Origin of the sequence: Methanoculleus sp. UBA413 (genome assembly GCF_002502935.1) — an archaeon.
GTDB lineage: Archaea > Halobacteriota > Methanomicrobia > Methanomicrobiales > Methanoculleaceae > Methanoculleus > Methanoculleus bourgensis.
On sequence record NZ_DAQR01000002.1, the window covers coordinates 5,265 to 13,979 of the forward strand.

Sequence of the window (8,715 nt, forward strand, 5' to 3'; positions counted from 1 at the left end):
CCGGACCTTGTGGTGACCGATATCTTCTGGGACCCGGCTAGCCCGGCTCCCGGGAGTGCGGTGACGCTCAAGGCGACGATCAAGAACCAGGGGTCCGCCCCCACGCCTGCGGGTGTGAAACACGGCGTCCTCTTCACGTTCGATGACGGCGCTGCTGGTCCCGGTGTCTGGTCCGATACCCACACAGCATCGATTGCCCCGGGTGCATCGGTCACCCTGACCGCGAGCGGCGGTTCTGCCGGTGCGACCTGGAAGGCTGCCAGCGGCACCCACACCGTGAAGGCGCATGTGGATGATGTCAACCGGATTGCGGAAAGTGATGAGAACAACAACGTTCTGAGGAAGGAGATCGTCGTCGGAACCCGGCCGGCTCCCGTCAAGGGAGACCTCAACGGAGATGGCAGCGTTGACTGGGCCGACGTGACGATCGCCGCCGAGATGGCACAGGGAAAACTCAAACCCACCACGGCTGCTGATTTCAATGGAGACGGCACTGTGGGATGGAAGGATGTTGCCCTGCTTGCCGACTTCTTCTTCGGCAGGACAGCCTCTCTGTAACGTCTGTACCAGGAGTGGGGGTATCCCCCCTCCTGTCTTATTTTGCCCGGTTGCTACTGGACGAAGTCCCCTTATTCGCAAGTCCTTCTGCCCGGGGTCTCTTGCAAAAGGGCGCGAAGGAGAGCATAGCAATCACGTGGTCTTCGCGAGAGGCGGCGTTGCACTTGAAATGTTAGATCTAACGGCCCACTACCGTTGTGCCGGGCAGCACGGGCCGGAAGAGTGGCTGCCGGCAGCCTGGAGCCGTGGATACATCTATATAGAGGCCATCCGATAATGGCGGCCGATGGCAGTAGCACTACCCAAAAACTTCAGCGAGATCAGGCAACACTTACAAGAGCCGCTTATCAGGAACTCGTTCTTCATCATGGCGTCATCCTTCGTCGCGGCGGGCTTCGGATTCTTCTTCTGGATGATTGCAGCCAGGCTCTACTCGCAGGCTGAGGTGGGTATCGCGACTGCCCTGATGTCGTCCATGGGGCTCCTTATTCTCATATCCCGGCTCGGCCTGGACCAGTCGGTGATCCGGTTCTTCCCGCACCGCGACAAGAGCAAGGTGCTCGGGACCGCCATCATCGTGCCGACGGCGGTGGCGCTCGGTGCAGGCGTGATCTTTGTCGCCGCGGTGGATGTCATAGCCCCCGAGCTTGTGATTGTCAGGACGGTCGCCCCGCTCTACCTCGCCTTCCTCGGCGCCTACTCTATCACCTGGGTCCTTGAGGGTGCGCTCAACGCCATACGGAAGTCCGAGTACTACTTCGTCCTGAACCTGCTCTACGGGTCGAGGATCCTCTTCCTCTTTCCCCTGGTATTCCTTGGAGCGATGGGTATCTTCAGTTCGTTTGGTCTCTCGTTCGTCCTCGGGCTCATCCTCGCGCTCGCTCTTCTTTCTCGGTGCTCCATACGGCCGGCAGCAGGCGTGGACCGGGTCTTCATACGGGAGGCCTGGCAGTTCTCTGCCGGTGCCTACATCGCCGGGATACTGATGTCCGCCCCGAACATGGTCATCCCGATCATGGTGCTCAACGTGCTCGGGGCGGAGAGTACCGCCAACTACTACATCACCTACGCGATCGTCTCAATACTCTTCATGATCCCGTATGCGTTCACGACCTCTCTCTTCGTTGAGGGCAGTCACGGCGGGGAGATGAAGAAGAGCGTGCTCAGGACGCTCGCGAGCATGTTCGCCCTGCTCATACCCGCGATCATCGGACTCGCGCTCTTCGGGGAGCAGATCCTCAGCCTGATCGGCAAGGATTATGTCGAAGGGATAACCCTGCTCCGGGTGCTTGCGCTATCAGCGGTATTTGTCTCCATCTGCCAGACCTTCATATCCATTGCAAAGGTCAGGAACGATATCCGGAGCCTTATCATCATAAGCGGCTTTGTCAGCGTCGCCCTGCTCGGGCTCGGCTACACCCTGATGCACCAGTTCGGTCTCATCGGCATGGGGTACGCCTGGTTTGCCACGTACGCGGCGGGGACGCTCCTGACCGGCGTGATCCTCTGGAAGAAAGGGTGGATAACGTCATCTTAATCAGATGATTTAGATACGTGGAGCGGATTGCCAATATCCCCACAAACTTCGCGAACCTCTGCGCCTTCGCGTGAAGCGACGATCGTAGCGGTGGTGGTGGGGTCTCACGCGAAGCCGCGAAGAGCGCGAAGGGGGTGTGAAATTTCACATAAAAATCCCCTCAATATTGGAAACGGAGCCCGGTTTGTCGTGCTCCCAAACGCCACGTACCCGCGGTTATCACCCTTCAGGATTTTTCATCAGTTGAGCCTGTGGCCGAACGCGGCCTCATAGCCGTTTTAGGTGCAATGGTCCACGAGACTGACCCGGGCTGGTATTGCCACCTCCGATACCGGCAGACCCCTACGTCCTCCTGTCCCTCACCGGTAGTAGACGGCGGAACCGGCGTTGTCATAGACCTTATGCTGGTCCCCGGTGAACCTCCCGGCGCTGGTATAGCCCGCCTCGGTGACCGCGTGCTCCTTCACCTCAATCCTGACGCTCTCCCGTACGACGTTATACGTGCCGAAGTAGAGGTAGGAATTCGGCTCCATGAGTGACGCGTTCTCCGGGAGGTAGCGCTGATGGTCAGGGTCAAACCCCAGCAGGAGCCACCAGCGTGTTCCGTCGACGTAGATGGGACGTCTGTTCCCTTCGGAGAGGAGCCATTCTGCTCCTTTCACCTCTTTCCCGTTGAAGACCGGTTTATCCCCGGTGGTCTCAAGCGCCATCGAAGTCGGGCTGTCGTCTGCTATCTGGTAGATAAGGCCGGTGTTGAAGAGGAGGAATACGACGAAGAACGCCGATAGCGCCTGATAAGCGGTTCCCATACATGGAGCGGTTCTTAATGCGTGTATCCTCTCCACCGCGGCTTCATAGAGTGCTATGCCGCCGATGATCGCGAATGGGGCAAGGAAGATCAGGGTGATGTGGTAGAGCCTGCTCGTATTGAGCGAGCTTGCAAAGAAGGGGACGACGATGCCTGCCAGATTGACCAGGAGGAATACGAGTGAGACGGCGAGATACTCGGGTTCGATCCGCCATCGTTCGCGCTTGAGAAGGGTTGCCAGCAGCCCGACGGTGATGAGCCCCTGGGTGGCGATATGGACGACTTTTGCCAGGCTGTGCAGGGGTGTGACGGACCGGCTGGTGAGGATGTGCATGCCCTGTGCGGCCGTAGGGCTGAAGGCATCTGCAAAGAGGGCGCTTGTGATCTTATCCCCAATACCGGTGATGGTGGCAAACGCCGTGCCTCCGGCTACCGTCGAGTACCAGAGAACGGCGAGGACCGCGAGCACGAGGATGTAGGGGAGGACGAGCGTCCTGACTCGCGCCCCGGCGAAGGTATTCCGCCCGACGAGCAGGTCGTTCTTCGGGGTGCCTGCCGTCCCCTGAAGTCTCGTTCGTATTCCGGCCGGCAGGTGCTCCACGAAGACGAGCAGCAGCCATGCCGGGATGAGCGAGAAGAGATAGATGTATGCGAGGCCATAGTGCGAGACGATTATGGCAAAGCCGAAGGTGACCAGGAGGAACGCCCGCCTGCCACGGTCCATGGACTTATCGATCATCACCAGGATCGTCAGCGCCAGAAAGATCTCGGCAATCTGCTGACGGGCCAGAGATATCATCTCTGTGTAGAACGTGAAGAACGCGACGAAGAAGAAGGTCGAGAGGAACGCGATCCTCGCGTTCGTCTGTTTCTCGACCGCACGGTAGAGCCCGAGCGGCACGAGCGCGAAGAGGAGCGGGTAGATGATCTTGAAGACCCAGACGGGGTCCAGGCCCGTGATGAGCGAGTAGATGGGAACGAGCGCAACGACCGAGAGCATCCCGTTTGTGTTATACGGGATGGTCATATCCCAGAGCCCCGGCCCGAGCACGCTGTTTACGAGGTGGAGTTCGTGGTGGATGTCGTAACCCCAGATGTACCCTGATATCAACGAGGTGTGGTAGAGGAGCGCGAGCGCGATTGAGTAGACCGCCAGCGGGTAGCAGGATGCCGGGATGAACCGGTCGAACCCGACGGCGAGGCCGACCAGGGCGATGAGGATGAGGAGCAGGAAGAGATACGTGACCATGTGATACTCGTTGCGCACGTATGTCCCGATGATCGCAAGGAACGGGAGCAGGATCAGGAACGGCACCGCGGGGGCGGGGGGAATGGCAGGAGCAACGGTGCCTGAACCGGCGTACCCCCGGTCCCTGGTGAGCGCGAGGTAGAGCAGGACCTGCACAACAGCGATGAGCGTGGGAAAGAGAGCCTCAAACGAGAACGGCCGCGTATACCCGAGCAACGGGTAGATGAAGTTGGTGGCAAGGCCGGTGAGCATAAGGACTACGAGGCTCAGCCCTGCAGAGTAGAGCGTCGTCTCGATTGCGCCGAGGTCGTGGAGCCTGAGCGCCTTCAGCACCAGGATCCCGGGCAGGAAGGTGATATAGAGGAAGGCCAGGACCTCTCTTGCAATCGGTATGTGGTAACCGACGAGGTCGAGGCAGACCACCCCGATGAAGGCGACCTGGAATGCCTGGAATACCCAGAAGAACCTCCTGTTATCCCAGTCATTCATCTGAAATGGATTGAGCAGGTGCATGATACCCCTGTGCCTCCGGCCGGATGTGCACGAAAAACCTCTATGAGGCGCGGCCCCGCAGAGAGAGCCAGCATATCAGTCTCCTGCATCCGATTTCGCTGATCTTCACTGGTGAAGCATGATGCATCGCCTCATGGCAGTTCGTATGAAAATACATCCTCCCCCTCTGGTGGCATGTGACAGGCCCGCATGCCGCGCCGGTGCAGTTACTACCCGGTTTGCCTATTAAAGTGTTACTCTCCCCCGGCCTCTTGCGGGAGCGGCCGTCCCCGCATCTCAGTTCCGGTCGGGAGCTGTTGTTGGTCATTGTTCCTTATCAGTAGTGAGGCCTGTCCCGGCAAAGGCCTCCCCTGCAGCAGGTTTCCCACTTCCCCGGGCCTGTGCCAGTTCGCTGTAGACCGCAAGAAGAGACTTCGCGATCGTAGACCAGGCCATGTCGGTCTTCAGTTTTGCGTAGCCCTGTTCTCCCATCCGCCGGCACGCCTCCGGGTCCCCAAGAAGGCTCACGATCGCACCGGCAAGCGCGGCCGGATCGCGGGGCGGCACGATATACCCGGTCTTCCCGTCATCCACGACCTCGGGCAGGCTTCCTACGTCCGTGACCACCACCGGTCTTTTGAATCCGTATGCGGTTGGTATGACGCCGCTCTGGGATGCCTCAATATACGGGAGCGCCACGACGCTCGCCTGCTGGAAGAGCCGGGCGCCCTCTTCGTAAGGTATCCTGTAGTTGTAGACCTCGAATGCATCCCGGCCTGCCATCATCTTCTCGTACCTCCCAAAGTCTTCGCCCGTGCCGGCGATGACGATCCGGGCGTCAGGGATCTCCCCGGTAATGAGCGGTTCTGCCTGGATCAGGCAGTCGAGCCCCTTGTATCGGTGGATGCGGCCGAAGAAGAGCACCCGGGGGCCGTCCGGCTCCAGCCCCTCCTGCTCGAACTTTGTAAACGGCGTCACCTCATGCTCGCCGATCGGGATGACGTGCACCTTTCGGTCCGGGACGCGGTATCTCTCCACCAGGACTTCTTTGAGCGCGTTTCCGTGGACGAAGATACGGTCGGTCAGGACCCGTGACATAAATAGAGTGAGCCGGTAGAGCAGGGAGCCGATATCCAGGAGATGGTCTTCGCCGGGGTGCGGTTCGATATCGTGGAACGTCGCTACCAGCGGATACCTCCGGAGCATGGCGATGAGCGGGCAGAGCATGGGGTTGTTCACCTGGAAGTGGACGATATTGGGCGCAAAATCGTCGATCACGGTGACGATATCCCGGATCATCGGGTAGCACGATGGACCGAACCTCCCGGCGTGCCGGGAGTAGTTGAAGATGTGGACCTTCACCCCCGGATCGATACTCTCCAGGTACTCCTCAGACCTGTAATCAGGGAGCAGGAGCAGCACCTCGGTGTGCCGGGCAAGTTCGTTTGCCATCTGGATGGTGTAGTCGTAGAACCAGAAGGTCAGGCATGCCACTCGCATGGGGGCACTCTCTGTGGGGATGCTCTATATAGATATTGCGTCCCCGGGCGTGGTTGGGCCGGGAGGCGTCGGACCGGCGGTGATGGGGCGGGCTGCGCTCACCTGGGAGTTCTCTCTTCTCCTGGCGGTTTCGCTCCCTTTCCCCTGCAGTGTCCGGTCCTTGTGCCCCGGGATACCGGTCATCAGGGCGACGCCGGCGTTTTGCCGGTTCGTTGCCTGACAGTGCCGGCCGGAGCCCTGGGATCCTGCCGGCGCACGAAGCCGACTTTCCATCCGCTCTGCGAGAAATCGTCATCAGGATGGCTGATCCGGCCGATTGGTGTCGAAAGGCGCGAGTATTAATAATTTTTGATTTTAATTTTATTAATTGTATAATATGCTTTTGCCAAAACTGATCCTGGTTATAATGCACCTGTTTCGGAATAAACCAGACTCTGTAGATTTATATCCCTAAATATTTATTCAATGTGGTTTTATTTTTAGGAAAAGATATATATGTAACAATCGAAAGACGATAGTTCTACCTCACAGAGAGGCTGAATGGCATGACAGACAGGCGAAATATACTAAGACTGGCTGCAGTACTTCTGGTGTTCTGCCTTATACCGGCATTCACTCCGGTAAGTGCAGCCGAGTCTAAAAACCCGGCCACGCTCACCGTGGCTGCAAGCGATAGCACCGAACTGTCGAAGACCCAGGCAGACTATGTCTGTGATGGGGTCGATGACCAGGCCGAGATCCAGGCAGCACTCGCCGCGCTGCCGGAGGGTGGTAAGGTCATCCTGACCGACGGTACCTTCAACTGTGCCGGGGTCATCGCGCCGCCGGCGGGCACGACGCTCTCAGGGCAGGGCCCGGATGCGACGATTCTATCGTTCACCCACGATGGACGTATCAACGTCGACCAGGAGTACGTCACGCTGGACGGGTTCCACATCAAGGGGTCAGGTTACAGCAGCGGCGTCAAGTGGCTCGGTGTGATGACCGTTCGTGCGAGCCACGCGAAGATCCACAACATCACGGGAACCGCGGATGCGAGCATCCAGGCGGTCTACCTCCTGATCCACGACCCTGCGGTGTATGCACCGACGCTCGAAGACGTTGAGTTCATCAACTGTAAGGCCGTGGACACCGGGACGTACGGGTTCCTCCACAACGCCTGGGGGTCTTCGAACAAGGTGATCAAGGACGTCCGCTACGAGAACTGTGCTGCGATCAACTGCGGCAAGTACGGGGCGTTCAACCCCTGGATCACCGGGTTTGACTTTGCGGAGCTCAATGACATCGAGGGGCTCCGGGTGAAGGACTGCCTCGCTGAGGGCAACCTGGAGTCCGGGTTCCACTTCGAGTTTGACCCGAAAAAGGTGGACTGCGTCCTCGAGAACTGCGTGAGCCGGAACAACGGGCAGAAGCCCTACCCGACGAGGCCCTACCAGCAGAGCGATATGTCGACCCACTACTTCGGGTGCGGCTACTACGCCCCGAACGCGGACGTGACGTTCACGAACTGCACTTCAGAGGGCAACTCGCTGTATGGGTTCTACGCCACCAACGGCGGTAAACTCTACAACTGCGTTGACAAAGACGTCGGCGCCGGGAAGACCGACTATACCTACAGAAAGCCGGCCTCCTACTACAGCATCCCGTGCCGCTCGACCAACCCCTCGCTCGTCATGGAGAACTGCACGAGCATCGACTCACACGGCTACGGCCTCCAGGTCGATCTTGCAAGCAACGTCCAGATCCAGAACTTCCACCTGGAGAATCCGGCCGGGATCGACGGCAAGGGTGCAAGCCTTGGCGGAACGAACGGCCAGTTCGGTGACTCATCAGTCGATATCACCGCCTCCGGCGACCGGGTTGATACGCTGGTCTTTGCAAAGAACAACCAGAACGTCCAGTACACCGGGGAGATCACCTCAGACTCTGCCCGTGCGTTCCTGGTCGAAGGCGGCCAGAATGTCCAGACTGCAGGCATGAAGGTTGTGCCTGCCGGCCAGTAACCAGCCAGCATACCCATGACCCCCGGGAAGGGGTCTGGTTCCAATCTTTTTTGGTTTTTGCAGGGAGATTTCGCTCCGGGAGCGTTCTTCCTCTGTTCAGGGCTTGCGACCTGCGTTTCCGGTGAGCGGGTCCCTGTTCTCTGATGAATGATCTTTCAACCTCCACCGATGGTTACCGCCGGTTGCAACTCAAAGCCTGACGGGGCATTTCATCTAATATTGTCCATGCAATACCGCCTCTCGCGCGGAAGTTCGCGAAGTTCGTGTAGCTCCTCCCAACCTGAACCCTTCGCGTTCTTCGCGTGAGGTGGCGATCTGCACCAGAACCCGCAAGATAAGGTAAAATGCTCCAGTAGTGGAGCATTTTACCTAAACTTTCCGTGAAGAGATCCCCGGTTTAGTGACCGGGAGGCTCCCCTGTTCTGTTCCATCGTGCCCGGGTCCGGCTTGTGCGGGGAGGGGGCGAGCCCCCTCCCCGGTCCACTGCCCGGGTGAGCCGGGGGATACTCCGCGTTCACCACCCACGCTGAGGTGGGTGGGGACGATCACCAGAACCGACATGGGGGTT

Annotated in this window: 6 protein-coding genes; 4 read left to right on the plus strand and 2 right to left on the minus strand. The window is 59.0% G+C overall.

Features of this window, described 5'->3' with window-relative positions:
- Together BP858_RS00315 and BP858_RS00320 are read left to right on the plus strand one after the other, a co-directional pair.
- A partial coding sequence (locus BP858_RS00315; RefSeq protein ID WP_286878528.1) for a CARDB domain-containing protein occupies positions 1–558 on the plus strand: 558 nt, incomplete at its 5' end.
- A 286-nt stretch (positions 559–844) separates the two neighbouring features.
- Positions 845–2,095, plus strand: a complete 1,251-nt coding sequence (locus tag BP858_RS00320) for a lipopolysaccharide biosynthesis protein (protein ID WP_062264553.1) — start codon at positions 845–847, stop codon at positions 2,093–2,095.
- A gap of 359 nt (positions 2,096–2,454) precedes the next feature.
- Here the strand turns inward: BP858_RS00320 and BP858_RS00325 are convergent, their stop codons facing one another.
- The gene (locus tag BP858_RS00325) at positions 2,455–4,641 is read right to left on the minus strand and encodes a DUF2206 domain-containing protein (protein WP_250317145.1); all 2,187 of its coding nucleotides are present in this window, start codon (positions 4,639–4,641) and stop codon (positions 2,455–2,457) included.
- Between the two features lie 327 nt (positions 4,642–4,968).
- On the minus strand, positions 4,969–6,144 hold the full coding sequence (locus tag BP858_RS00330; RefSeq protein WP_062264556.1) for a glycosyltransferase family 4 protein: 1,176 nt from the start codon (positions 6,142–6,144) through the stop codon (positions 4,969–4,971).
- A 19-nt stretch (positions 6,145–6,163) separates the two neighbouring features.
- Here BP858_RS00330 and BP858_RS00335 point away from each other — a divergent pair, with 19 nt between their 5' ends.
- Positions 6,164–6,364, plus strand: a complete 201-nt coding sequence (locus tag BP858_RS00335; protein ID WP_145916373.1) for a hypothetical protein — start codon at positions 6,164–6,166, stop codon at positions 6,362–6,364.
- A gap of 325 nt (positions 6,365–6,689) precedes the next feature.
- Positions 6,690–8,147 (plus strand): right-handed parallel beta-helix repeat-containing protein, encoded by a 1,458-nt coding sequence (locus BP858_RS00340; protein WP_074175693.1) that lies wholly within the window; start codon positions 6,690–6,692, stop codon positions 8,145–8,147.
- Positions 8,148–8,715 lie beyond the last annotated feature (568 nt).